25 protein-coding genes and 1 tRNA gene are annotated in these 23,917 nt (G+C 66.2%); 14 read left to right on the top strand and 12 right to left on the bottom strand.

Translation table 11 applies throughout. From position 1 onward, the window contains the following. Nucleotides 1-13: 13 nt before the first annotated feature. From mnmA to ACESMO_RS07440, 5 genes are all read right to left on the bottom strand, one after another. Nucleotides 14-1,225: a tRNA 2-thiouridine(34) synthase MnmA gene (gene mnmA / locus ACESMO_RS07460; protein ID WP_372707528.1), complete on the bottom strand. Its 1,212-nt coding sequence runs from the start codon at nucleotides 1,223-1,225 to the stop codon at nucleotides 14-16. 109 nt (nucleotides 1,226-1,334) lie between these two features. Next, nucleotides 1,335-1,625: a DUF1153 domain-containing protein gene (locus ACESMO_RS07455; protein ID WP_372707542.1), complete on the bottom strand. Its 291-nt coding sequence runs from the start codon at nucleotides 1,623-1,625 to the stop codon at nucleotides 1,335-1,337. A 164-nt stretch (nucleotides 1,626-1,789) separates the two neighbouring features. After that, complete coding sequence (gene flgE / locus ACESMO_RS07450) at nucleotides 1,790-3,244, bottom strand: flagellar hook protein FlgE (RefSeq protein ID WP_372707527.1); 1,455 nt, start codon at nucleotides 3,242-3,244, stop codon at nucleotides 1,790-1,792. Between the two features lie 13 nt (nucleotides 3,245-3,257). Then, nucleotides 3,258-4,007: a flagellar hook assembly protein FlgD gene (locus tag ACESMO_RS07445; protein WP_372707526.1), complete on the bottom strand. Its 750-nt coding sequence runs from the start codon at nucleotides 4,005-4,007 to the stop codon at nucleotides 3,258-3,260. A 3-nt stretch (nucleotides 4,008-4,010) separates the two neighbouring features. Further along, a complete protein-coding gene (locus ACESMO_RS07440; protein ID WP_372707525.1) occupies nucleotides 4,011-5,273 on the bottom strand; it encodes a flagellar hook-length control protein FliK in 1,263 nt (420 codons plus the stop codon). 397 nt (nucleotides 5,274-5,670) lie between these two features. On the opposite strand from ACESMO_RS07440, the gene flgK reads away from it, so the two are divergent. From flgK to ACESMO_RS07410, 6 genes are all read left to right on the top strand, one after another. Next, a complete protein-coding gene (gene flgK, locus ACESMO_RS07435) occupies nucleotides 5,671-7,782 on the top strand; it encodes a flagellar hook-associated protein FlgK (protein ID WP_372707524.1) in 2,112 nt (703 codons plus the stop codon). Continuing rightward, nucleotides 7,782-8,708: a flagellin gene (locus tag ACESMO_RS07430; protein WP_372707523.1), complete on the top strand. Its 927-nt coding sequence runs from the start codon at nucleotides 7,782-7,784 to the stop codon at nucleotides 8,706-8,708. The genes flgK and ACESMO_RS07430 overlap by 1 nt, the downstream gene beginning before the upstream one ends. 268 nt (nucleotides 8,709-8,976) lie before the next feature. Continuing rightward, the gene (locus ACESMO_RS07425) at nucleotides 8,977-10,092 is read left to right on the top strand and encodes an MlaE family ABC transporter permease (protein WP_372707522.1); all 1,116 of its coding nucleotides are present in this window, start codon (nucleotides 8,977-8,979) and stop codon (nucleotides 10,090-10,092) included. After that, on the top strand, nucleotides 10,089-10,889 hold the full coding sequence (locus ACESMO_RS07420) for an ABC transporter ATP-binding protein (protein WP_372707521.1): 801 nt from the start codon (nucleotides 10,089-10,091) through the stop codon (nucleotides 10,887-10,889). The genes ACESMO_RS07425 and ACESMO_RS07420 overlap by 4 nt, the downstream gene beginning before the upstream one ends. Before the next feature lie 14 nt (nucleotides 10,890-10,903). After that, entirely contained in the window at nucleotides 10,904-11,842 is a 939-nt protein-coding gene (locus ACESMO_RS07415) for an MlaD family protein (RefSeq protein WP_372707520.1), read from the top strand. Next, nucleotides 11,839-12,450: an ABC-type transport auxiliary lipoprotein family protein gene (locus ACESMO_RS07410; RefSeq protein WP_372707519.1), complete on the top strand. Its 612-nt coding sequence runs from the start codon at nucleotides 11,839-11,841 to the stop codon at nucleotides 12,448-12,450. Before ACESMO_RS07415 ends, ACESMO_RS07410 begins: the two co-directional genes overlap by 4 nt. On the opposite strand, the gene ACESMO_RS07405 is transcribed toward ACESMO_RS07410, so the two are convergent. From ACESMO_RS07405 to ACESMO_RS07380, 6 genes are all read right to left on the bottom strand, one after another. Beyond that, entirely contained in the window at nucleotides 12,447-12,731 is a 285-nt protein-coding gene (locus ACESMO_RS07405) for a hypothetical protein (RefSeq protein ID WP_372707518.1), read from the bottom strand. The two genes, ACESMO_RS07410 and ACESMO_RS07405, sit on opposite strands and share 4 nt — an antisense overlap. A 187-nt stretch (nucleotides 12,732-12,918) precedes the next feature. After that, entirely contained in the window at nucleotides 12,919-13,161 is a 243-nt protein-coding gene (locus ACESMO_RS07400) for a hypothetical protein (RefSeq protein WP_372707517.1), read from the bottom strand. A 36-nt stretch (nucleotides 13,162-13,197) separates the two neighbouring features. After that, nucleotides 13,198-13,851 carry a 3-oxoacid CoA-transferase subunit B gene (locus ACESMO_RS07395; protein WP_372707516.1) on the bottom strand — a complete coding sequence of 218 codons (654 nt, stop codon included), beginning with the start codon at nucleotides 13,849-13,851 and terminating at the stop codon, nucleotides 13,198-13,200. Then, complete coding sequence (locus tag ACESMO_RS07390; protein ID WP_372707515.1) at nucleotides 13,851-14,591, bottom strand: CoA transferase subunit A; 741 nt, start codon at nucleotides 14,589-14,591, stop codon at nucleotides 13,851-13,853. The genes ACESMO_RS07395 and ACESMO_RS07390 overlap by 1 nt, the downstream gene beginning before the upstream one ends. Nucleotides 14,592-14,701: 110 nt before the next feature. Next, entirely contained in the window at nucleotides 14,702-15,478 is a 777-nt protein-coding gene (locus tag ACESMO_RS07385; protein ID WP_372707514.1) for a DUF1365 domain-containing protein, read from the bottom strand. Next, nucleotides 15,475-16,839 carry an NAD(P)/FAD-dependent oxidoreductase gene (locus tag ACESMO_RS07380; protein WP_372707513.1) on the bottom strand — a complete coding sequence of 455 codons (1,365 nt, stop codon included), beginning with the start codon at nucleotides 16,837-16,839 and terminating at the stop codon, nucleotides 15,475-15,477. Before ACESMO_RS07380 ends, ACESMO_RS07385 begins: the two co-directional genes overlap by 4 nt. A gap of 122 nt (nucleotides 16,840-16,961) precedes the next feature. Between ACESMO_RS07380 and ACESMO_RS07375 the strand changes: the two genes are divergently transcribed. The 8 genes from ACESMO_RS07375 to ACESMO_RS07340 all read left to right on the top strand — a co-directional run bounded on the left by ACESMO_RS07375 (nucleotide 16,962) and on the right by ACESMO_RS07340 (nucleotide 23,765). After that, nucleotides 16,962-17,999 carry a cyclopropane-fatty-acyl-phospholipid synthase family protein gene (locus tag ACESMO_RS07375; RefSeq protein WP_372707512.1) on the top strand — a complete coding sequence of 346 codons (1,038 nt, stop codon included), beginning with the start codon at nucleotides 16,962-16,964 and terminating at the stop codon, nucleotides 17,997-17,999. Nucleotides 18,000-18,012: 13 nt separating this feature from the next. Continuing rightward, entirely contained in the window at nucleotides 18,013-18,426 is a 414-nt protein-coding gene (locus ACESMO_RS07370; RefSeq protein WP_372707511.1) for a DUF2177 family protein, read from the top strand. Between the two features lie 169 nt (nucleotides 18,427-18,595). Further along, nucleotides 18,596-18,862 carry a hypothetical protein gene (locus ACESMO_RS07365; protein ID WP_372707510.1) on the top strand — a complete coding sequence of 89 codons (267 nt, stop codon included), beginning with the start codon at nucleotides 18,596-18,598 and terminating at the stop codon, nucleotides 18,860-18,862. 196 nt (nucleotides 18,863-19,058) lie between these two features. After that, nucleotides 19,059-19,481: a hypothetical protein gene (locus ACESMO_RS07360; protein WP_372707509.1), complete on the top strand. Its 423-nt coding sequence runs from the start codon at nucleotides 19,059-19,061 to the stop codon at nucleotides 19,479-19,481. A 260-nt stretch (nucleotides 19,482-19,741) separates the two neighbouring features. Beyond that, nucleotides 19,742-21,166 carry a circularly permuted type 2 ATP-grasp protein gene (locus ACESMO_RS07355; RefSeq protein ID WP_372707508.1) on the top strand — a complete coding sequence of 475 codons (1,425 nt, stop codon included), beginning with the start codon at nucleotides 19,742-19,744 and terminating at the stop codon, nucleotides 21,164-21,166. After that, nucleotides 21,166-22,098, top strand: a complete 933-nt coding sequence (locus ACESMO_RS07350; RefSeq protein ID WP_372707507.1) for an alpha-E domain-containing protein — start codon at nucleotides 21,166-21,168, stop codon at nucleotides 22,096-22,098. The genes ACESMO_RS07355 and ACESMO_RS07350 overlap by 1 nt, the downstream gene beginning before the upstream one ends. Nucleotides 22,099-22,102: 4 nt before the next feature. Beyond that, a complete protein-coding gene (locus ACESMO_RS07345; protein ID WP_372707506.1) occupies nucleotides 22,103-22,930 on the top strand; it encodes a transglutaminase domain-containing protein in 828 nt (275 codons plus the stop codon). Nucleotides 22,931-23,003: 73 nt separating this feature from the next. Continuing rightward, nucleotides 23,004-23,765, top strand: coding sequence for a peptidase (locus ACESMO_RS07340; RefSeq protein WP_372707505.1), 762 nt, complete (start codon nucleotides 23,004-23,006; stop codon nucleotides 23,763-23,765). Nucleotides 23,766-23,778: 13 nt separating this feature from the next. Here the strand turns inward: ACESMO_RS07340 and ACESMO_RS07335 are convergent. Then, nucleotides 23,779-23,851 (bottom strand) — tRNA-Lys (locus ACESMO_RS07335). Between the last annotated feature and the right edge of the window lie 66 nt (nucleotides 23,852-23,917).

The raw sequence follows: 23,917 nt of genomic DNA, 5'->3' as shown, positions 1-23,917 counted from the left end.
GCCTTCTGCCGCGTCAGACAACGGCGGCGGTGGTCCTGATGAACCCGCCGCCGAGCAGGCGGTCGGGGTCGGCCGGGTCGTAAAGCGCGCAGGCCTGGCCGGGAGCCACGCCCTCCTCGCCGGAGACGAAGGTCACCGCGACCGCGCCTTCGGTCATCGACAACCGGGCGGGCGAGGGCGGACGGGTCGAACGGACGCGGGCCAGCACCGGGGCGCCGGCCGCGGCGGCTGTCGCGATATCGGTCTCGTCGCCCAGCCAGTTGGTCTCGTCCAGAGTCAGCGACGCGGTCAGCAGGGCCTCGCGCGGGCCCACGATCACGTGGCGCTTCGCCGGATCCAGCCGGGTCACGAACAGGGGCTCGCCCACGGCGACGTTCAGGCCCCGGCGCTGACCGATGGTGTAGTCGGTGATGCCCCCGTGCTGGCCCAAAACGCGGCCGTCCATGTGCACGATCTCGCCCGCCTCGCGGCCTTGTGGACGCAGCTTGTCGATCAGGGTGCGATAGTCGCCGTTGGGGACGAAGCAGATGTCCTGGCTGTCCGGCTTGGCGGCGATCCGCAGGCCCAGTTCGGCGGCGACGCCGCGCACCTGGGTCTTCTCCAGATCGGCCAGAGGGAAACGCAGGTAGTCGAGCTGCGCTGCGGTGGTGGCGAACAGGAAGTAGGACTGGTCGCGCGAATGGTCGATCGCCTTGCGCATCTGGGCGCGGTCGCCGACGACCGAGCGGCGGACATAGTGACCGGTCGCCATGGCCTCGGCCCCCAGGTCGCGGGCGACGTCCAGCAGGTCACGGAATTTGACCGTCTGGTTGCAGCGGATGCAGGGCACCGGCGTCTGGCCCGCCAGATAAGAGTCGGCGAACTGGTCGATCACCGCGTCCCGAAACCGGCTCTCGTAGTCGAGCACATAGTGGGGAATGCCCATGCTCTCGGCCGCTAGCCGGGCGTCGTGGATGTCCTGACCGGCGCAGCAGGCCCCCTTTTTCTTCAACGCCGCGCCGTGGTCGTAGAGCTGCAGCGTTACGCCGACGACGTCGTAGCCCGCCTTGTGCAGCAGGGCTGCGACGACGGTGGAGTCCACCCCGCCTGACATGGCCGCCACCACGCGCGATCCGAGCGGCAGGCCGACCGCCGCGCGCGCGGATGCGATCGCCGCGGCCATGTCGGCCACAGACGACATGGGGGCGATGTTCGGAATCGGGCAGATGTCCTCGGCGAGCGTCATGGGATGCTATCTAGGGCGAAAGCTGAGCGATTTCGAGGCCGACGCCGGAAACGACGACGACCGCCCCCGTTTCCGGAAGCGGCCGTCGGGCTTCGGGGAGTTCAAAACCCTAGCGGGCGCGATCGTAGTGCTGGATGCGCGTCGTGCGCAGGCCCTGCATGCCCCACTTGTCGATGGCCTTCTGCCAGGCCAGGAATTCCTCGGCCGTCAGACGATAGCGCGCGAGCGCGTCGTCCACACTGATCAGCCCGCCGCGAACGGCCGCCACGACCTCTGCCTTGCGGCGGATCACCCAGCGGTCCGTATTGGCCGGCGGGAGATCGTGCAGGGTCAGCGGCGTGCCCGTCGGACCGACCACATACTGTTCGCCTAGCGTATTAAGACGTCGCTCTTGCAACATGGGCTTATGCCTCATTGACCACCATCACTAAGGGTCGAACGATAGAGGTCGGCGGCTAAGGGCCGTTTAAGCGTCGTGGTGAAGGAAAGGCTAAAATGCCCTCCGTGCACCCGCTCAATGGATAGCGAAGTCTTCATGCAGACTAACCGTTAGTTACCTGGATATCAGCGTTTGATGCTGATCAGTTCGGCCAGCATTTCGTCGGCCGTGGTGATGATCTTGGATGAGGCGGAGTAAGCCCGCTGGGTGGTGATCAGGCCCGTGAACTCGACTGACAGGTCGACCGTGGAGGCCTCCAGCTGCGAGGCTCCGATCAGGCCGGCCCCACCGCTGCCGGCGGCCTTGAGGTTGAAGGTGCCGGAGCCCTGGCTGACCCGGTAGGCGTTGCCGGATGTTTGGCTGAGGGCGTCGGGACTGGGGAAGGTGGCCAGAGCGATCTGGGCGATGCGGCGGGTGACGCCGTTGTCGAAGATGGCGGTGACGAAGCCCCTGTCGTCGATCCTGACTTCGGACAGGTTGCCGAACGTGGTGCCGTTGGTCAGCACCGCCTGCACCACCGAAGCGCTATCGTATTGGGTCAGGCCGCCGGCCGATGCCGAGAGGTCGAAGGTCAGGACCTGGTCGTCGATGCCCAGTCCCGCCGCCCAATTGACAATTCCGGCTCCGGGGGCGGCCGCGTCGGAAGCCCCAAAGGTCAGGGTCGCGGCGTCGGGATCCGGGAACAGCGCCGCCGCGCCCAAGGCGGCCATGGCGTCGGCGTCCAGGCGCCCGTCCTGCGTGAAGGCCACCAGACCGGACTTCAGTTGGCTATTGCTGAGCCCCGCGCCGGTGATCACGTCTGACGCGGGAATGGCCCGGATTTCAGCGAACCACTGGTTCGGCGTCGTGCTCTTCAGGAAGGAGATCGCGACCGTGCGCTGACCGCCCTTGGAATCCGAGACGGGGATCGTCAGTTCGAAGTCCGGCTTGACCCCGGCCCCCGTCTCCGGGTCAAACATGGCCATGGAGTTGGTGGTCGAGTTATAGGCGTTCGCGCCGACGGGCACGGACGCGGCGTCGGCGGCTTCCGCCGAGACGGTCTGGCTGGACTTGATGTTGGCGTTCAGCTGGACCCGCGTGGTGGCTTCGGCCGTGCCGCCGACGGAACCCACGTTGATGGTGCGCAAGCGGCTCAGGTCCGACGGGTCGGTCGGAACGGTGCCGTCCGCGTCCACCGGCCAGCCCTGCAGATAGAGACCCGAAGTGTTCTTGAGATAGCCGAGGTTGTCGACTCGGAAGGCTCCGGCGCGGGTAAACAGTCGCGTGTCCGTGACATCGAGGTTCTCGGGCTTTTCGGTGACGACGAAGAAGCCTTGGCCGGAGATGCCCAGATCAGTGTTGGAGGTTGTGCGCTGCAGCTGGCCGTTCTGGCTGGTGTAGTGCCGGGCCGTGGCCAAGACGCCGCCGGCAGAATAGCCCGCTCCCTGCGCCTGGCTGTTGATCACGGTCGAGAACTCGCCGGCTGTTCGCTTGTAGCCGACGGTGTTCACGTTCGCGATGTTCTGCGAGATGGCGGCGAGGGCTGCGGAGTTGGCTTTCAGGCCGGACACGCCGGCCAGTAGGGCACTGTTGATACTCATGGCGTGGGGCTCCTTAAGAGAACAGTTTCAGGGGGTTGAAGGCTGAGGCTATGGACTGGATCAGTCCGGGGTCCTTGCCGTCATTGGCGGGCACTGAGGCTGGCTTGCCCTCTTCCAGCGCGATCACGGTGGAGAGGGGCAGGATGGAGTTTCCGACGGTCAGATAGGGCTCGCCGTCGTACATCTCGACGCCGGTGATGCGGCCGCGGGTCAGGACCTGGGCGTCCAGAGCGCCGCCTTGGGCGTCCTTGGCGACGATCCTCAGGGAGTAGACCCGACCGTCCTGCCCGTTGGAACCGGTGGTGGCCTTTCCGTCCCAGGTGAAGTCGTGCAGGCCGGTGGTCTTGTCCGGCGCGTCGCCTTCCCAGACCACCTTGCCCGAGCCGTCCAGAACCTGGAGCTTGGCCGAAGCGGCGTTAGCGCCGAGCTCGTAGCTCCAGGTGGCCTTGCCGTCCGTCATCTTGGTCGCCGACCAAGCGGCCGTGGCGTCCTTGCCGATGTAGGTGGCGGCGCTGGCGAGACCTCCGCCGCTCTGGGCCGCGACCAGGCTCTTCAGAAGGTCATTGGTCAACAGTTGCTGCTCGACGCCGGCCATCTGGGTCAGTTGAGCGGTGAACTGGTTGGAGTCCACCGGCGACAGCGGGTCCTGGTTCTTCAACTGCGAGGTCAGCAGCGTCAGGAAGGTCTCGAAGTTCGAGGCCAGCAGGGACGAGCCGGCGGCGATCCGGTTGGTGGCGGCTGTGTTGGAGACGGCATCGATCATCGATCAGACCTTCATGTCCACGCCCGAAGGCGAGAGTTTGATCGCCAGCCAGCGCGGGGGCTGGGCGACGTCGATTTCAGCGTTGAGGCGCGAGGCGGCGGCGAAGGCGCGGCTCTGACCGTGGCGCGCATTCTGGCCCCGGTCGAAGGCGCTGGACCCGCTGTCGCGCTCCGCGAATTCGAAGGCGTCATCGGCCAGGTGGAAGCCGGCCTGCTCAAGTTGGCGGCGCAGTTCATCGGCGCGGCCGCGCAGATCGGTCGCGGCCGCCGGATTGTCGAAGGCGAGACGCGCCGACAGGCGACCGCGGGAATCGATGTCCAGCCTGACGTCCACCCGACCGAGATCCTCGGGGTGCAGCGCCATTTCGAAGCGGGTGCCGCGACCCTCGAGCTTGCGCAGGATCTGGGCTGCGATCTGGGCGGTGGCGTCGATGGTGGTGCGCGACAGTCCGGACAGGGTGACGTCGCGCGTCGTGGCGGGGGCTTGCGTCTGGGTCGTCGCGACGTCGCCGGGGGCCTGGGCTTCGGGTTCGGGTTCGGCGTCGTTCAGGGGTGGGAAGGTCGTTTCGACGCCGGCCTTGATGGCAGGTTCGGCCGGCTTGGCACCGCCGTCGATCTGAACCCCGGCGGGCGTCGATGCGGGATTGGACACGGACGCTCTCGGCTCGGTGGAGGTGTCAAAGTCTTTAGCCGCGACCTCGACAGGCTCTGAAGTCCGCTCTGCCAACGGGCGAAGCGCCGGGGCGGCATGCGGGGGCGTCGCGGTGGCGACCTGCGCGATCGCCGCCTGCGCGGCCGTCGCCTGGGCCTTCGTCTGGGTTGTCTCTCGGTCCGCTGCCTTGGTGACGGTGGCGGCGTCACCAGCGATAGACGTCCTGATGTTGGGGATCGCCGACATGTCCGGCCCATTGGCTGGTGCCGGAAGGTTGTCATTGCCTGGTTGTCTGGCATCAGGAGCGGCCGGGGCCGAAGGGGCGGCTTCCTCTCCGGACTGATTCACCAGCACAGGCGGCGTTACTGGAGGCGGCGTGACAGGAGGCGGCGTAACGGGAACATGGCTCGCGGGAACAGGCGTCGCGAACAGATTGGTTTGCCCCGCGTCCAATGCGGCCTTGTCCTCGGGCGGAGCGGCCGCGTCTTCGCCGACGTCGGACTCGACCACCTCGGCCAGCATGCTCTCGAAGCCGGAATCGACAGCCTCCGACGCCCCTTTGAAGGGGGCCGAAATGGTGGGCGCGATCACGGACAGCACGGCTTGCGCGGACATGGTCCCGAGGGGGTAACGCCGAGGCGTAGGTGACTTGGGCGCTTGCTGCGCCATACATTCGGAAAGCCCGGCGCAAGTCGCGGGCCAGTGCAGGCGCGACGCCCAATGCGTTGAAATACGGTCGTATTACCGTTTATAGACGAGAGCGACTGGGGGTTTGCGCCAGTCTAAACTTGCCGCGTGCCGACCATTCTTGCCCGGCGCCGGGCTGGCATTCCCAGCTGGCCCGCAGTTTGCGCCCCTCATCGGTCATGACACAGACGCGAAACGCGATCTCGCGGAAAATCAACGACTTGGCGGCACGACCCCTTCGAAGGGCCGGGCAAAAAACGCGCGTCGGCTGGCAGGCCTTGCCGGGTGTCGGCGGTATTGGGCGAGCTTCGCGGGAGGGTCGTCCATGTCGCTGAACGCCATCATGAACACGGCCGCGTCGGGCCTGAACACGGCCCAGACCCAGCTGCGCGTCGTTTCGGACAATGTCTCAAACGTCAACACGCCGGGCTATGTCAGGAAGATCGCCGAGCAACGCACCCTGACCAGCCAAGGCGTGGGCTCGGGCGTCGAGGTCGCGCGCATCCGCCTGGCTACCGACCGTTTCCTGCAGGCCGCCAGCCTCAACGCCGGCGCTGAGGCCGCGCGTCAGGGGGTGCGCTATGAATTGTACGACCGCATCCAGTCGCTGTTCGGCGACCCCGGCGGCACGGCGGGCTTTTTCTCACAGGTCCACGGCGTGTTTTCCGCCTTCGCCTCCAGTGCCGAGGATCCGGTCTCCTCGCCCCGCCGTCAGGATGCCCTGTTCAAGACCCAGGCGCTGTTTGATGAAGCCAGTCGCATCGGCAAGTCCATCCAAGCCGTGCGCGAGGACGCCGACGGCCGCATCCAGAGCGCCATCGAGAGGGCCAACAGTCTGCTGGCGCAGATCGAGGGCCTGAACCTGGAGATCGCCCGCGCCACCGCGGTCTTCGGCGACGCGTCCGGTGCCGAGACGGCCCAGGCGCCGCTGATCAACCAGTTGTCCGAGCTTATTGACGTGCGCGTCTCCGTTCGCCCCGTCGGCGGCGTGTCGATACGGACCGGCACGGGTACGCTGCTGGCCGGGCAGGGAGTCGCGACGCTGGAGTATGTGCGGGCTGGGTCCGTCACGGGCGAGACCGCCTTCAACGACGTCTGGGTCACCGAGCCGGGTGGCCAGAAGCGCTCGCTGCTGGACAGCGTCATATCGGGTGAGATCAAGGGCCTGATCGAACTTCGCGACAACGAGGCTCCCGCGGCGGCCGAGCGGCTTGCGGAACTGGTGTCTCAAGTCGCCGACGAACTGAACCGGGGCCATAATGCCAACGCCGCCGTCCCCGCACCGAACCGACTGACGGGCCGCAACGTCGGCCAGACGCTGGAGAGCGCCATCGCGGGCTTCGGCGGTCGGACGACCATCGCGGTGACCAATCCAGCCGGGGCCATCGTGTCCCGCGCCGACATCGTCTTCTCCGGCGCGACCATGACGGTCAACGGCGTAGCGGCCGACCCGACCACCTTCCTGACTATTCTGAACGGCCAGCTGGGCGGAGCGACGGCCAGTTTCACGGACGGCAAGTTGTCGATCCAGGCCGCCGGAACCAACGGCGTCGCCGTCGCGGACGATGCGACGACCCCCTCGTTCAAGGCCGGACGGGGCTTCTCGCATTATTTTGGCCTGAACGACCTGATCTCGACCGACCGGCCCTCGAATTACGATCTCGGGATGACGCTCGGGTCGCCACATGGCTTTACCGCCGGCGAGAGCCTGACCTTCCGGTTCACGGGCGAGACGGGCGCGAAGATTCGCGATCTGAAGGTCAATGTGCCGGCCGGCGGGAGCGTCGGCGATCTGCTGGCCCAGCTGAACAGCCCGGCCAACGGCATCGGGCGCTTCGGAAGCTTCAGCCTGGCGGCGGACGGATCCTTGTCCTTCGCGGGCATCGGGAACCCCGCGCCTACGATGAGCGTGTTCGAAGACACCACCCTCCAGGTCCCGTCTGGCGTATCGTTGACCGAACTGTTCGGCATTGGCGGCGGGGTGCGATCGTCTAGGGCCGACGGCTTCTCGATCCGCGCCGACATCCGTCAGTCACCGTCGAAGCTGGCCTTCGCCCAGCTGAATCTGGCCGCAGCGCCGGGCACGGCCGCGCTCAGCATCGGGGACGGACGCGGCGCGCTGCTGCTGGCCGACGCCGGCGAGCGGGCGGCGAATTTCCAGTCGGCTGGGGGGGCGTCCGGCGGGTCCATTTCGGTGTCGCGCTATGCCTCGGAGCTGTCCGGCGACATCGGCGGCCAAGCTTCGGCGGCGAAGAACCGGCGGGACACCGCCCAAGCCCTCTCGACCGAGGCCTCGGCTCGGCAGACGGCGCTGGAAGGCGTCAATCTGGACGAGGAACTGGTGCTGATGACCACCTATCAGCAGGCCTTCAACGCCTCGGCCCGCATGATCCAGGCGGCCAAGGACATGTACGACACGCTTCTGGGGATGATCTGATGAACCGCATCGCGACCTTCGGAAACTATCAATCGGCCCTTTTGGATTTGATGCGCGCCCAAACGCGCGCTGCGGACGCGCAGGAGCGGGTGTCCACCCAGAAGATCGCTACGGACCTGACCGGCTTCGGCCGACAGTCCGAGACGCTGACGGCGCTGAAGGGGGCCGAGAGCCGGATCAAGGGGTTCATGGAGACGGCGCATGCGGTCAGCGCGCGCCTTACGACGCAGGACCTGGCCCTGATCCAGATCGGCGATGGCGTCGCCGGACTGCGCCAGGCGATCGGCAGCGTTCTCGCCACGGACTCGGCTGGGCCGCTGATGCTGGAGCTGGAGGGCCAATTCCAGTCGGTGCGCGGCGGCCTGACCATGCGCCACCAAGGGGGCTATATCTTCGCTGGTGCCGCGACCACGACCTCGCCGGTGTCCGTCGCCAACCTGGCGCAACTGTCGGCCGCGCCGACGGTGGCGTCGGTGTTCAGGAATGACACGCTGAAGTCCGCCAGCCGCGTCGCCGAGGGCACGACGCTGGAGACGGGTTTCCTGGCCAATGAGGTCGGGGCCGAGATCTTCGAGATCCTGCGCGACATCCAGATCTATCACGCCGGCCCCGGCGGCCCCCTAACCGGCAAGGTCACTCAGGTCCAGAAGGATTTTCTGACTACCCAGCTGGCACGGCTGGAACCGGCGGCGACTGCGATCATCGACAAGACCGCCAAGACCGGATCGCTGGCCAATCAGGTCGAGAGCGTCAACAAGAGTCATCAGGGCCAGTTGAACGCACTTGGCGAACTGGTGTCCGATCGCACCGACGCCGACATGGCAGCAGCCATAACCGATCTGGAATTGTCGCAGATCGCCATCCAGGCTTCCGCTCAGGTGATCAGCCAGCTGCGTCAGGTGTCTCTGCTTAACTACCTGAACTGAGGAGATAAATCGTCGTTCGCGGTCACACAGGACCTGATCATGACTGTGGACCCCCGCCCATTGGTTGCGGATTCTCGATGAAGCGGGTCGGGCGGCGGAGCGCGCCAGCTGCGTGGAGGACCCGAGGGCGGCCCGGGCCCTCTTGTGATGGCGCGAACAACCAGACAGCATGTCTGAACGAATACGCCGGGGCGGCGTTGTCACACCGGTCCCAGCTTTGCCTTGCGGCAGGCGTAGGCAAGATGACCGACGCAATCTAGGTAGGGGCATGGCCGTAGCGGACTTCCAGATCGACGATGGCGCGCAGGTCTTGACCCTGCGTCTCACCGGCGACTGGACTGCGACCGAATTGGGGCGAATCTCGCACCGGCTCGACAGCGAACTGCATGACCGGCGCGTGGACGCCGTTGACCTCGCTGAAATGGGCCGGTTCGACACGGCCGGTGCCTTGGCCATCGTTCAGGCCAGCAAGTGCGTGCTGCCGCAGACGGCCTGGGTCCAGCGGCCCGAAGCCGGCCGGACCTACGCCATGGTCGAGAAGCTGGAGCGCGAAAGCGCCGGACCGCCGCCGCAGTCGCCGGGCTGGATCCGCGGCTTCGCCAAGGTCGGGCGCGGCGTCCAGGACATCGCGGCCGAGGCCACGCTGTCGATGGCCTTCCTGGGTCGGTTGATCGTCGCCGCCGGCGCCGCCCTGCGTAACCCCGGGCGGATCCGCTGGGCTGCCTGGTTCAGCCAGGTCGAGCGGTCGGGGCTGGACGCCATACCGATCATCGCTGTGACCAACTTTTTCATCGGCGCCGTCATCGCCTTCCTGGGGGCCAATCTGCTGACCCAGTTCGGCGCGTCGGTATTCACCGTTCAACTGGTCGCCGTCTCGGTGTTGCGAGAATTCGCCGTGGTCATCACCTCGGTGCTGCTGGCGGGGCGGTCGGCCTCCTCGTTCGCGGCCGAGATCGGATCGATGCGAATGAACCAGGAGATCGACGCCATGCAGGTGATGGGGGTCAACCCCTTCCAGGCGCTGGTCATCCCCCGGCTGGCGGCGATGATCGTCATGCTGCCGCTGTTGACCTTCATCGGCATGGTGGCCGGTCTGTTCGGGGGTTTGCTGGTGACCTGGAGCCAGCTAGGCTATGGCCCATCCTTCTTCGTCCAGCGAATCAGCGAGGACCCGATGATGGGCACCCATCTGATGGTCGGCCTGGTCAAGGCCCCGGTCTTCGCTGTGGTGATCGCGGCGATCGGCTGCCGTCAGGGGATGGCGGTGGCCGGCGACGTCGAAAGCCTCGGCCGGCGGGTCACGGCGGCGGTCGTTCAGGCCATCTTCGCCATCATCTTCCTGGACGCCGTGTTCGCCCTGATCTTCCAGGAGCTGAACCTGTGACCGCGCCCCCGCAGGCGACCGGGGCGGCTCCGGCACCGGACAGGCTGGTGGAGGTGCGCGGCCTGCTCAGCCAGTTCGGCGAGCGCACCATCCACGAGAATCTGGACCTGGACCTGGAGCGAGGCGAGGTGCTGGCCGTCGTCGGCGGATCTGGCACCGGCAAGACGGTCCTGCTGAATTCGATCATCGGGTTGAAGGAGCCGGAGGGCGGCTCGATCACGCTGCTCGGCTATGACCGGGCCACCATGACCGCAGCGGATCACGCGGACGTGGAGCGTCGCACGGGCATATTGTTCCAGCAGGGCGCGCTGTTCTCGGCGCTCAGCGTCATCGACAACGTGGCCTCGCCGCTCATCGAGCATACCGGCCTGTCCAAGGACGTGATCCGCGAACTGGCCGAGATGAAGATCGCCATGGTCGGTCTGAAGCCGGAATCGCACCATCTGAAGCCCGCCGAACTGTCGGGCGGCATGCGGAAACGGGTGGGTCTGGCGCGCGCGCTCGCGCTGGATCCCGAGCTGTTGTTCCTCGACGAACCGACAGCGGGGCTGGACCCGATCGGGGCCGCCGCCTTCGACTCGCTTATTCGGCAGCTGTCGAACGATCTGGGCCTGACGGTCTTCATGATCACTCACGACCTCGACAGTCTTTACGCCATCACCGACAAGGTCGCCGTGCTGGCCGACAAACATGTGGTGGAAAAGGCGACGGTTCAGGATCTGGAGCGTTCAGACCACCCCTGGATCAAGGAATACTTCCTGGGACCCCGCGGTCGCGCTGCGACGAAGGCCGCCTGAGGAGAGCGGACGAGATGGAACGAGACGCCCACTATGCCGCCGTCGGCATCGCCACCGTTGCCCTTCTGGCGGCGCTCGCGGTGTTTACGATCTGGCTGGCCCGACTGTCATTCAACGAGGACTTCGACGTCTACGACATCGTCTTCTACGGGCCTGTGCGCGGTCTTTCGGAGGGTGGCGAGGTGCATTTCAACGGCATCCGCGTGGGCGAGGTGACCGACCTGAACCTGGACCCGAAGAAGGGCGACCAGGTCATCGCCCGCATCCGCGTGGAGGCTACTACGCCGGTGCGCGTGACCTCGCGGGCCCAACTGGAGCCGCAGGGCATCACCGGCCTGAACTACATTCAGATCACGGCCGGCAACCCGAACAGCGCGATCCTTAAGACCCAGTATCCTGACGGCGTCGTGCCGGTGCTCCAGAGCCAGTCGTCGCCCATTGCTGAACTATTGAGCGGCTCCGGCACGGTGCTGGCCCAGACGGTCGACGCGTTGAACCGGATCAATCGGGTCCTGTCGGACGACAACATCCGCTCGTTCTCCACCAGCGTGAAGAACGTCGAATCGCTGTCCAGCGAGCTTGAAGCGCGAAAAGGTATGTTGACGCAGCTCGAACAGGCTCTGACCAAGGCCAATGCCGCGGTCGGAGAGTTCGAGGCGCTGGCCGCCAGCAGTCGCCGGATCATCGAGGGCGACGGACGCGCGGCTGTGGCCAACATCAACAGCGCGGCCGAGGAGGCGAGGGCGGCCGTGGCCTCGATCAACCGCACCGCGACCAATGTCGAGGGTCCGCTGAACGAGTTCGCCACCACCGGCCTGCCACAGCTGCAGCAGTCGATCCTGGGTCTGGAGGACGCCACGCGTTCGCTGGAAGGCCTGATCGACGAAGTCCGCTCCAGCCCGCGCGATTTCATCAGCCGTCCGCCGACCAAGGAAATGGAGGTCCAGCCGTGAACCGCTTTCCCCTGATGCGTCTGACCACCTTGGCGGTGGCCGCCCTCTCTGTTTCCGGCTGCGCCCTGCTGTCGTCGCCGGACCCGGCCCAGACCTACCGTTTCGGCGGCGGCGCCGAGCCATCTGGCGCGGCTCTATCCTCTCCCGTTCAGGTGGTGCTGCGCCGGGCCGAATTTCCCGAGGCGGTTGAGGGCGACAGGCTGCTGGGCGTGACCGGCACAGAGACCGCCTATATCGCGGGCGCGCGCTGGGTCTCGCCGGCGGCCGACCTGTATATGGAGAGCCTGGAGAACGCCTTCGCCGCCCAAGCGACGCGGGTACGGCTTATCGGCCCGCGCGAGTTGACCAGGAGCACGCGCTCACTCGACGTCGACGTGCGGGCCTTCGAAGCGCGCTATTCTGTCCCTGGCGCGGTTCCGACGGTGGTGGTGGCGGCTAGAGTGCGGATGCTGATCCTGCCGGAACGGACAGTTGCGGCCGAGCGGGTCTTTACCGTCGAGCAGCCGGCCGGCGAAAACCGGGTCTCGGCCATCGTCGAAGCCTTCGACGTCGCGACGCGCGACCTGAACACCCAGATCGTAAGCTGGACAGACGCCAACGCCCGCTAAAGTGAAGCTCTGACGGCTGACATCCGGCGTTCGACCACCGCGCGGTCGATGAGGGCCAGCAGGTCGTCGCGCATCGCCACCAGGACGGTCGGATCGGGCTGGACTCTCTTCGGCCGCTTGCCGGCCCGGCCCAAGGCATCCTTCCAGCCGTCGCGCCAGGCGGCGACGCCCTCCGCACAGCGTGTCAACGCCCCGGCGGCGCGGGCGTCGGCGGCCTGTACTGAAACCCGACGGGCGGCGGCGGACTGGTGGACGTCCAGATCGGTGACCGCGCCGCGCATTTCCCTCAGACGCCGTCCAGCGCCGCTGAGTGAAGGTTTGAGGCCCTGACGCGGGCGGTCATGGTCTCGGTTGCATCGGTGAGGATCGCCGCGGCCTGGGCGTAGGTCCGACGAAAGCCCTTCAGTCGTTTCTTGCGGCTGTCGAACAGGCCGGCCAGTCCCCGGCGTGGCTCGAAATGCCCAGCCTTTAGCGCAGCGAGGGACGCTCTGACTTGAACCAGAGCCTCGGAGGCGTCCGCGAACGCGCTTGCTCCAGCGGCGGCCACGGCGCGGTCGATGCGCTCGACGGTGGTGCGCGGGCCGGCTCGCCGAAGGTCGCGACGTCGGCGTCGTCATAGGCGGCAGGGATGGCCTCGACCCTCGCGGGATTGAGCTTGGGCGCATTGCCCAGCCAGCGATAGGTACCGTCGGCCGTGGTCAGAACTCCCACCGCGCCGGTTCCTCGACCGGCCTGGCGAGACTATGACTACGACTTGAGGCTATCGGCAACGGTGTAGGTTGCCTCAGTCTTGGCCGCGACCTCGTCGAGGGTGACGCCTTCGGCAAGTTCGATCAGTTCCAGACCCGCACCGTCCGGCTTGACGTCGAAGACGCACAGGTCGGTGATGATGCGGCTGACCACGCCGGTGCCGGTCAGGGGCAGGGTGCAGGATTTCAGCACCTTGGACTGGCCGTGCTTGTTGGCGTGATCCATGACGACCACGACGCGCTTGACCCCCGCGACCAGATCCATGGCTCCGCCCATGCCCTTCACCAGCTTGCCCGGGATCATCCAGTTGGCGATGTCGCCGTTCTCGGCCACCTCCATGGCACCCAGGATGGACAGGTTGATGTGCCCACCACGGATCATGGCGAAACTGTCCGCGGAGCTGAAATAGCTGCTCTCGGCGATCTCGGTGATGGTCTGTTTACCGGCGTTGATCAGATCGGCGTCGACCTCGTCTTCATAGGGGAAGGGGCCCATGCCCAGCATGCCGTTCTCGGACTGGAGGGTGACCTCCATCCCGTGCGGAATGTAGTTGGCCACCAAGGTCGGAATACCGATGCCCAGGTTGACGTAGAAGCCGTCCTGCAGTTCGCGGGCGGCGCGGGCGGCGAGCTGTTCGCGGGTGCGGGCCATCAGAACTTCCCTCCTTGGGCTACCGCTTCGTTACTTGAGCCCGGCTCCCTCTGGCGCACGGTTCTCTGCTCGATGCGCTTCTCGGGCACGGTCAGGACGATGCGATCGACATAGATGCCCGGCGTGTGAATCTGATCGGGGTCGAAGGTTCCGGTCGGGACGATGTGCTCGACCTCGACGACGGTGACCTTCCCGGCCGTGGCCATCATCGGATTGAAGTTCCGCGCCGTCTTGCGGAACTGGAGATTGCCGCGGCCGTCGGCCTTCCACGCTTTGATGATCGACAGGTCGGCGACGAGACCGGTTTCCATCACGTAGTAGCGGCCGCCGAAGTCGCGGACTTCCTTGCCGTCGGCGACCAGTGTGCCGACGCCGGTGGCGGTGAAGAAGGCCGGGATGCCCGCGCCGCCGGCGCGGATGCGCTCGGCCAAGGTGCCCTGCGGATTGAACTCGAGCTGGAGCTCGCCGGCCAGATACTGGCGCTCGAACTCCTTGTTCTCGCCGACATAGGACGAGATCATTTTTGCGATTTGGCGCGTTCCGAGCAGCTGGCCGAGGCCAAAGCCGTCAACTCCGGCGTTGTTGGAGATGACCGTCAGGTCCTTGGCCCCGCTGTCGCGCAGGGCGGCGATCAGGTGTTCGGGAATGCCGCACAGGCCGAACCCACCGGACATGACGGTCATGCCGTCGAAGGTCAAGCCGTCCAGCGCCGCCTTGGCGTCGGGGAAGATCTTGCGCATGCGTCCTCGATATTTTCACCGCCCGATGAATATCGACGGCCGCTCTCGCTCCATAAGACCATGCGCGCGCGGCGGCAAGGTTGGCCATGGGTATCGGAGTTGGACGAGGCTCAGCGCGCGCGGCCGACCGTCACGGGAAGTTTTGGGGCAGGGCCGCGATCGCGATAGCGGGCACCTTTGAGCATGACCTTCAGCGCCTCCCAATGGATCCCCGCCATGACCTTCCAGCTCAGCAGGGGGTGGGTGACGAAGGCGCGGGCCAGTTGAGCGTCGGTCAGCGGGCGACGGCGGCCGGCGAAGCTGGCGGTCAGGACCGGCGTCTCGCCGCGTCGCGCGGCCACGACTACGGACACGACCTCGCCGGGCGGATTGACCGTGAAGTCATAGGTCAGGCCCATGTCCATGAAGGGCGAGACGAACAAGGACTTTTCGGCGGTCTGGCGTAACGGCCCGGTCTCCCCGCCGGGAACCGCGATCAGATAGCTGTGGCGTTCCTTGAAGGTGTTGGTGACTTCATAGAGCAGGGCGGCGATCTCGCCGTCGCGCCTGTGGCAGAACCAGACGCTGATCGGGTTAAAGCCGTAGCCGAGGATGCGCGGCATCGTCAGCAGGCGGATAGGGCCACCGTCGACGTCAATGCCGGCTTCGGCCAGACGGCCCTCGACCTGCGTGCGCAAGGGCCGTCCCGATCGGTCCCCATGATCGGCGGCGCGCCAGCTCATCAGACCGAAACGACCCCGGGCGAGCAGGCGCGGCCATCCTTTGCGCGCCTCGACCTCGTCCAGATCGAGCAGCAGCATGAAGACGCGATAACGCAGACGGTGGGCGAAGGTCCGAGTGCGCTGGTGCACGACCTCGCCGACGTAGAGGGCGCTCGTGGTCGTCACGCGACCTTGGCCAGAGGCGCGGGCGACGAGGTCACATGGATGCGGCCGCTCTCGTTCTCGACCGACCATGGACGGCGCAGGCCGCCCAGTTGTTCCGCCACGGCGAGGCCAGACTGGATGCCGTCCTCGTGGAAGCCGGCCCCGAACCACGCGCCCGCGAACCAGACGTTTCGCCGACCCTGTAGCGACCACAACTCGCTCTGCGCCGCGACGGCGGTGACGTCGAACACCGGATGCTCGTAGTCCCATTCGCCGATGATGAGGGCCGGGTCGGGTGCCTTCGCCGGATTGAGGCTGACGAACAGCGGCGGGCCGGCCAGGCTCTGCAGCTCGTTCATCCAGTAGGTGACGCCGCCTTCGCCCGCGCGGTCGGAATAGCCCATGTGGGTCCAAGCGGCCCAGGCCTTGCGCCGCTTGGGCATCAGGCTGACGTCCCGGTGCAGGATGACGCGATTGGGCCGGTAGCCGATGGCGCCGAGCAGACGGCGGTCATCGGCCGACGGCGCGTCCAGCAGGCGCAGGGCCTGGTCGGAATGGGTCGCCAGCACCACGGCGTCGAACCGTTCCAGTCGCCCGTCGTCGAAGCGCAGGGCCGCGCCGTCCAGGCCCCGGACCACGCCCGCGATGCCGGCCCGGGTCACGATCTCGCCCCGGAATGCCTCGACCAGCCGGTTAACATAGGCGCGGCTGCCGCCGTGCACGGTGCGCCAGTTGGGCTTCATGTCGACCTTGAGCAGGTTGTGGTTCATGTAGAAGCGGACGAACGAGGCGGCGGGATAGTCGGCCATCTGCCCCATGGTGCAGGACCAGATGGCGGCGGCCTGCGGCAGCAGGTGGGCGTCGCGGAACAGGGGACCGTATCCGCCGCGCACTAGGTAGTCTTCGAGCGTCTCGCCCGACCGTTCGAGCGACGGCAGGTCGCGGGGCGCCTCTTTCTGAAACCGCAGCAGGTCGCTGATCATGCGCCAGAATTTCGGGCTGGCGTAATTTCGTTTCTGGGCGAAAAGGGCACCGATGCCGTGGCTGGAATACTCGAAGTCGCCGTCGTCGATGGAGACGGCGAAGGACATGTGGGCCGTTTTGGTCGGCACGCCGAGATGGTCGAACAGGGCGGTCAGATTTGGATAGTTGGGCGGGTTATAGACGATGAAGCCGGTGTCGACGGCGACCGGCTCGCTGGGCGAGGGCGCGTCGACGGTGTTTGAATGGCCGCCGATCCGGTCGTCGGCCTCGTAAAGTGTCACCTCGTGGCCCTGCGAAAGCAGCCAGGCGCACGAAAGGCCCGCGATGCCGGAACCAACAACGGCGATGCGTTTTCCCGTTGCGGGCGGAGGCGTCTGGGAGACGAGATGCGGGCTCATACGGATTCCTGCTAGGACTTGCCCTCAGCTACGTCCGGCGACGGACGTTGGATGAATTCATCCAACCCTGTCCAGTGCCCGTAGCTTAAGCATAATAAACGAACTCTCGCGGGCCTCCCTTCATGAATCTGACCAACGTCGCCATCCGCCGCCTTCAGGATGCGCCATTTCCGGACTTCGTGACCCGTCCGGCGATCGACAGTCTGGTCAGCGAGGCGCGGAAGCGGCTCGACAGGGACGGCCCTCATGATGAGCTCGCCTTCGCTCGCGACATGGGCAAGCGCGCCATCGCGGAACACGCCGAAGCGGCCAATGCGCAGCATTATGAGCTGCCGCCCGAATTCTTCGAGATTTGCCTGGGGAAGCGGCTGAAATACTCGTCCTGCCTCTATCCGGCACCGGACACGACGCTGGACGAGGCAGAGGAAGCGGCTCTGGCCGAGACCTGCGCCCATGCGGACATCAAGGATGGAATGCGGATTCTTGAGCTGGGCTGTGGCTGGGGCTCGTTAAGCCTCTGGATGGCCGAGCGCTATCCGAACGCCGCGATTACGGCGGTGTCGAACAGCCACGGGCAGCGCGGACACATCGAGGCCCATGCGCAGGCTCGTGGACTGAAGAACCTGACGGTTGTGACCTGCGACATGAACGACTTCCAGCCTACTTTACCGATGGGCGAGTGCTTCGACCGCCTCGTCTCGGTGGAAATGTTCGAACATATGGCCAACTGGCGGGCGCTGCTGAAGCGCGCCCGTGGCTGGGTCAAGCCCGACGGGCGGATGTTCATCCATGTCTTCACGCACAGGGATGCGCCGTACCGATTTGACCATTCCGACAGCGGCGACTTCATCGCCCAGCATTTTTTCACTGGCGGCATCATGCCCTCGCAGGGGCTGATGCGTCAGTTCCCGGACCTGTTCAGTGTCGAGCGCGAATGGACGTGGAACGGCGTGAACTACCAGCGCACCGCGGATCACTGGCTGGCCAATATGGACGCCAACGCCGACCGGGTGATGGAGCTGATGCGCGAGACCTATGGCAAAGACGCCGCCCTGTGGCGACGGCGCTGGCGGCGGTTCTATCTCGCCACGGCCGGCCTGTTCGGCAACGACGACGGAAACACCTGGGCGGTCAGTCATTATCTGCTGAAGCCGGTATGAGGGAGCTGAAACGATGATCAAATATGTCGCCGCCTATCTGGGCGCGGGCCTGACCTTCGCCGTGCTCGACGCGGTCTGGCTGACCACCATGACCGATCGGCTCTACAAGCCCGTTCTAGGTCCGATCCTGGCGGACAAGCCGGACATGAAGGCGGCGGTCGCGTTCTATCTGATCTTCATTTTCGGCACGGTCTTCCTGGCCATCGCGCCGGCGTTGAAGGATGGCAACTGGATGCGGGCGGCCATCAGCGGAGCGGTCCTGGGCTTCGTCGCTTATGCGACCTATGACCTGACCAATCAGGCGACGCTGAACGTCTGGTCGCTGAAGCTGACGCTGATCGACATGGCTTGGGGGACGACCCTGACGACCGTGTCGGCGACGGGCGGCTATTTCGCAGCGCGCTGGGCCGAGGGCCGGTTCGGCTGAGCCGATCAACCTTTTTTCTTGGCGCGAGGCGGGCGACCGGGCCAACGCCTCGGCCGGGCTTGAAGGTTCCGTTCCGCCCGCCCCCTTCGTCTCCCGTCCGTCTGACCGTGACGTCGTTGGGCGCGCGACTGGCGCAGGGCCCGCTGAGAATCGGCGTGTTCGCGACTCGATGGCGGACGGGCTCTACACCGGCCTGTACCTCGACCTGCGCGATCAGCCGAAGGTGCCGGTGGCCAAATCCTCCGAGGTGTCGACCGGCCTGTCTCGCTACGACTACGTCGACATTCAGGCCAACACCGAGCGGCAGATCGCCGAGACGTCCATGGAGGTGGCGGTCATCCTGTTCGGCACCAACGACGCCCGGGGCATCACCCTGGACGGGGCGATACACGACTTCGGCACGGACGCTGGAAGCTCGCCTACGGCAAGCGGATAGACGATCTGGTCGCCATCCTGCGGAGCCGCGACGTTGCCGTCTACTGGGTCGGCCCGCCGCGCATGAAGACCCAGCGGCTCAAGCGGCGGATGGCGCTGATCAACGGGGTGGTCGAGGCGCGGATGAAGGCGCTGAGGGCACCCTATCTCGAGACCGTTCCACGACCGCGAGCACGGACGGCGCGTACGAGGCCTATATGCCCAATGTTGGCGGGCACCGCGTGCTGATGCGGGCCAACGACGGCATCCACATGTCGATGGCGGGCTATCTCCGGCTAAGCTCGCCCGTAGCGGCGCGCGACCGGCGCTGGGTCAGCCGCGCGATCTTGACGGCCACCGTCTTCATGCTGGTCTTCAACGCCGTCTCGCCGCTAAACTGGTCGCGCCAGCAGCCGCCGCGCTGGGTTCCGGAGACGGCGCGAGCACTGTCCGAAACCTGGACGCGCCAGGTGTCGGTCTTCGGCGTCGACATGCCGCGCCAGGGCGCGCGCGAGATTTGGGACGCCGCGCGCGATGCCCGCTTCATCGGTCAGGATCCGAAGACTGGCGGCGGCTCGACTCCGGCCAAGGCCCAGACGACGCCCAGCGCGCTTGCGCCGAGCAGGACCGAAGTGCGTTGAACGCGGTGAATCATGGCAGCCCCCTGCGGTTGAGATCAGGCGGCGTAGCGGTGCTTCATGCCGTCTTGTCGACGGCCCGGCGAATCTACCGTGAAGCTGCTATGGCGGAGCGATGACGAACGCTCCGCATGGCGCAGGAAAAAGATACTGCCTGGGGTGTTGCGTCGAGCATCGATTGAACCTTCGCAGCGCCGCCACATTGTTGTTGCGCAAGCGTCGCTGTCGGGGCCACGGTGCGACATCTTAATTTCGGGAACGGCATGGCCTTTGACGAAATGTCCGGAGACGGCGGCGGCGTTCGCGACAGCTATCGCGGACTCGCGCAGTGGCTGTCCGACGCGCCCGAAGGCTTGCTGCAGGCCCGATCGCGTCAGGCCGAGCTGTTCTTCCGCCGTATGGGCATCACCTTCGCGGTCTATGGCGACGCGGAATCCGGCGAGCGGCTGATCCCCTTCGACGTCGTACCGCGCATCATCGGCGCCCAGGAATGGGCGGGGCTGGAGGCCGGACTGATCCAGCGCGTGACCGCGATGAACCTTTTCCTGGCCGACGTGTACGGGACGCAGGAATGCTTGAAGGCGGGCGTCGTTCCCGCCGAACTGATCCTGACCAATCCCCACTATGTGCCCGAAATGCAGGGGCACCGGCCGCCGCGAGGGGTGTGGGTGCATATCGCCGGCGTCGATCTGGTGCGGACGGGCGAGGACGGCTTCTATGTGCTGGAGGACAACTGCCGCACGCCTAGCGGAGTCAGCTACATGCTTGAGAACCGCGAGATGATGATGCGGTTGTTCCCTGACCTGTTCGCCGACTATCCCGTGCGCCCGGTCGAGACCTACGCCGACATGTTGCTGTCTTCCCTGCGGGCCTGCGCGCCCGAGGCGGCCGGAAGCGATCCGACGATCGTGGTGCTGACGCCCGGGCCGTTCAACTCGGCCTATTACGAACACAGCTTTCTGGCCGATAAACTGGGCGTCGATCTGGTCGAGGGCCGCGACATGTTCGTCGACGACGGCAAGGTCTTCATGCGCACGACGCAGGGCCGTCAGCAGGTCGACGTGGTCTATCGCCGGATCGACGACGACTTCCTGGATCCCTTGACCTTCCGGCCGGATTCGTCGCTGGGCGTGCCGGGCCTGATGACGGCCTATCAGGAGGGGACAGTGACCTTGGCCAACGCCGTCGGCACCGGCGTGGCCGACGACAAGGCGGTCTATACCTACATGCCCGAGATCATCCGCTTCTTCACCGGCGAGGAGCCGATCCTGAAGAACGTCCCGACCTGGCGCTGCCGTGAGCCGGAGGCGCTGAAGGAGGTGTTGTCGAAACTGGACCAACTGGTGGTCAAGGAGGTCGGCGGATCGGGCGGTTACGGCATGCTGGTCGGCCCCGCGGCGTCGAAGGCCGAGATCGAGATGTTTCGCAAGAAGCTGATCAACGACCCGGACGACTTCATCGCCCAGCCGACGCTGGCTCTGTCGACCGCGCCGACGCTGGACAAGTCGAGTTCGGGGGGCGAACTGTGCGCCCGCCATGTCGACCTGCGACCGTTCGTGCTCAGCGGTCCTGACGGGGTGAAAGTCGCGCCCGGCGGCCTGACGCGCGTGGCGCTGAAGCCCGGATCGCTGGTGGTCAACTCCAGCCAGGGCGGCGGCACCAAGGACACCTGGGTACTGGACGTCTGATGCTGAGCCGCACCGCCGACAGCCTGTACTGGACCGGCCGCTATATCGAGCGGGCGGACTTCCTCGCCCGCATTCTCGAAGCCACCCTGAGGCTGGCCGCCATCCCCACGCGCGGCGACGGTGGTGCCGAAACGGTGTGGGCCAGCGCGCTCGCCTCGGCCGGCGCGCCCAAAGCGCTGGGGCGGTCGCCGACGGAGAAGTCGGTGCGGGAATACCTCGCCTTTTCGGCGCGCAACTCGTCGTCGATCACCGCCTGCATCACCCGCGCGCGCACCAATGCCCGCTCCGTCCGCACGGCCCTGACGGTCGAGCTGTGGGAAGCGATAAACGGGGCCTGGAACGGACTGGCGGATCAGGGCCAGCCGACGCGACGCGACGACTTCATCCATTTCCTCGAATGGGTAAAGACCGTGACCCTGTCGGTCGAGGGGGCGACGTCGCGGACCATGCTGCGCAACGACGCCTACTATTTCCTGCGGCTGGGGGCGGCCATCGAACGGGCCGACAACACGGCGCGTCTGCTGGACGTGAAATACCATCTGCTACTGCCCGAGGGCGAACGGGTGGGCGGCCAGCTGGACTATTTCCAGTGGACGACGCTGTTGCGCGAAGTCTCGGCCCTGACGGCCTATCGCTGGGTCTATCGCGACAGCGTCAAGCCATGGTTGGTGGCGGATTTGTTGGTGCTAAACCGCCAAATGCCGCGGTCGCTGGCCAGCTGTCAGGCGTCGATCGTGCGGTATCTGGAGCGACTGGCAAACGACTATGGCCGCCGTGGCCCGGCCCAGCGGCTGGCGGCGGACCGGATGAGAGCGTTCGAGAATTCGCGCATCGAGGCCATCTTCCAGTCCGGCCTGCATGAATACATCCAAGCCTTCCTCGGCGAGAATGGCCGGTTGGGCCAGGCCATCCACGACCAGTATCTGAGCTGACCGCATGCGCATCCGAATCGACCATGCGACCACCTATGCCTACGACCGGGCGGCGCGTTTCATCATCCAGACGCTGCGCCTCAGCCCGCGCTCGTCCGAGGCCCAGCAGGTTCGCAATTGGCGGGTCGAGACGAACGTAGACGCGCGTCTGCGCAGGACCGAGGACGCGTTCGGCAACATCGTCCACACCCTCTATACCGAACAGCCGACCCAAAGCCTGACCATCCGGGTGTCAGGCGATGTGGTGACGACAGAAACCGCCGGGGTGGTGCCGCCCGACCAGGAGACGTTGTCGCCGTTGGTTTTCCTGCGCGACACGGCGCTGACGCGGCGCGAAAAGCTGATCGCCGTCTTCGCTTCGGAGTTCTCGGCCCATCCACCGTTGGACCGGATGCATCGGCTGATGGCCGCGATCCATGGGTCGGTCGCCTTCGAGGTCGGGGTGACCACGCCGACCCATACGGCGGCGGAGGTGCTGGCCCTGGGCCGGGGCGTCTGCCAGGACCATGCCCATGTCTTCATCGCCTGCGCGCGCCAGATGGGCATGCCCGCCCGCTATGTCTCGGGCCATCTGCTGCGTCGGGACGGGCAGGACGATCAGGAGGCCGCGCACGCCTGGGCCGAGGCCTGGGTCGAGGGTCTGGGCTGGGTCGGCTTCGATGCGGCCAACGGCATCTGCGCCACAGACCGCTATGTGCGGGTGGCCACCGGCCTGGACTATCTGGGCGCGGCGCCCGTCCGGGGTGCCAGTTATGGGGGCGGCGGCGAACGTATGGCGGTGCGGCTGAGCGTACGTGATGCCGACATGCAACAAAGCCAGCAACAGGCGTGATCGAAGGACTTGCCGTCGCGAGAATCTGCTACCTTCGCTGAATGAATGTCGCGGGCCGGGGATAAAGCGCCGCATGACCTATTGCGTAGGGATGCTGGTCGAAGAGGGTTTGGCGATGATCGCCGACACCCGGACCAACGCGGGCGTCGATAATATTTCGTCGTATCGAAAGCTGCACATCATCGACAAACCGGGCGACCGGGTCATGGCCGTGGCCACGGCAGGTAATCTGTCTGTCACCCAGACAGCCCTGGCCATGGTGCGCGAGGGGGTTCACCTGAACGTCGGCGAGGAGCCGGAGACGCTGGAGACGGCGGCGTCGCTGTTCCGCTGCGCCCAGTTGCTGGGTCACGCCCTGCGCAGCGTGCGCCTGTCGATCGCGCCGGCGATGCAGGCCGACAGCCTGAACACGTCGGCCTCGATGCTGCTGGGTGGCCAGATCGCGGGCGGCCAGATGGCGCTCTACATGATCTACAGTCAGGGCAATTTCATCGAGTGCGGGCGCGACACCCCCTACATGCAAATCGGCGAGCTGAAATACGGCAAGCCGATCCTCGAGAGCGGTCTGGCCTATGAGTCCACGCTCGCCGAGGCGGTCAAGCTGGGCCTGATCTCGTTTTCGACCACGATGCGCAGCAACGTCGGCGTGGGCGCGCCGTTCGACCTGCTGACGCTGCGCCGCGATTTCCTGTCGGGCGAGCAACGCCGCATCGAGCAGGACGATTCCTATTTCGCCGACCTGCACCTGCGCTGGACCCAGGCCCAGGCGGCCGCGCGGCGGTCCATGCCCGAGCCGCCATGGATCAAGCGACCGAGGCTGTCGGCGATCGGGTGAGAAGGAGGAAGGGTGGGTGATGTAGGGTTCGAACCTACGACCCGCTGATTAAGAGTCAGCTGCTCTACCAACTGAGCTAATCACCCGGACCATTCGTCAGGCGGGGTCCGGCAAGGCCCGTGCCGCATCACGCCGTGCCGGTCGGGGACCAG

It is taken from the genome of Brevundimonas sp., from assembly GCF_041688735.1.
In the GTDB taxonomy this organism is placed as follows: Bacteria; Pseudomonadota; Alphaproteobacteria; order Caulobacterales; family Caulobacteraceae; genus Brevundimonas.
This window is presented reverse-complemented; position numbering and strand designations above follow the sequence as displayed.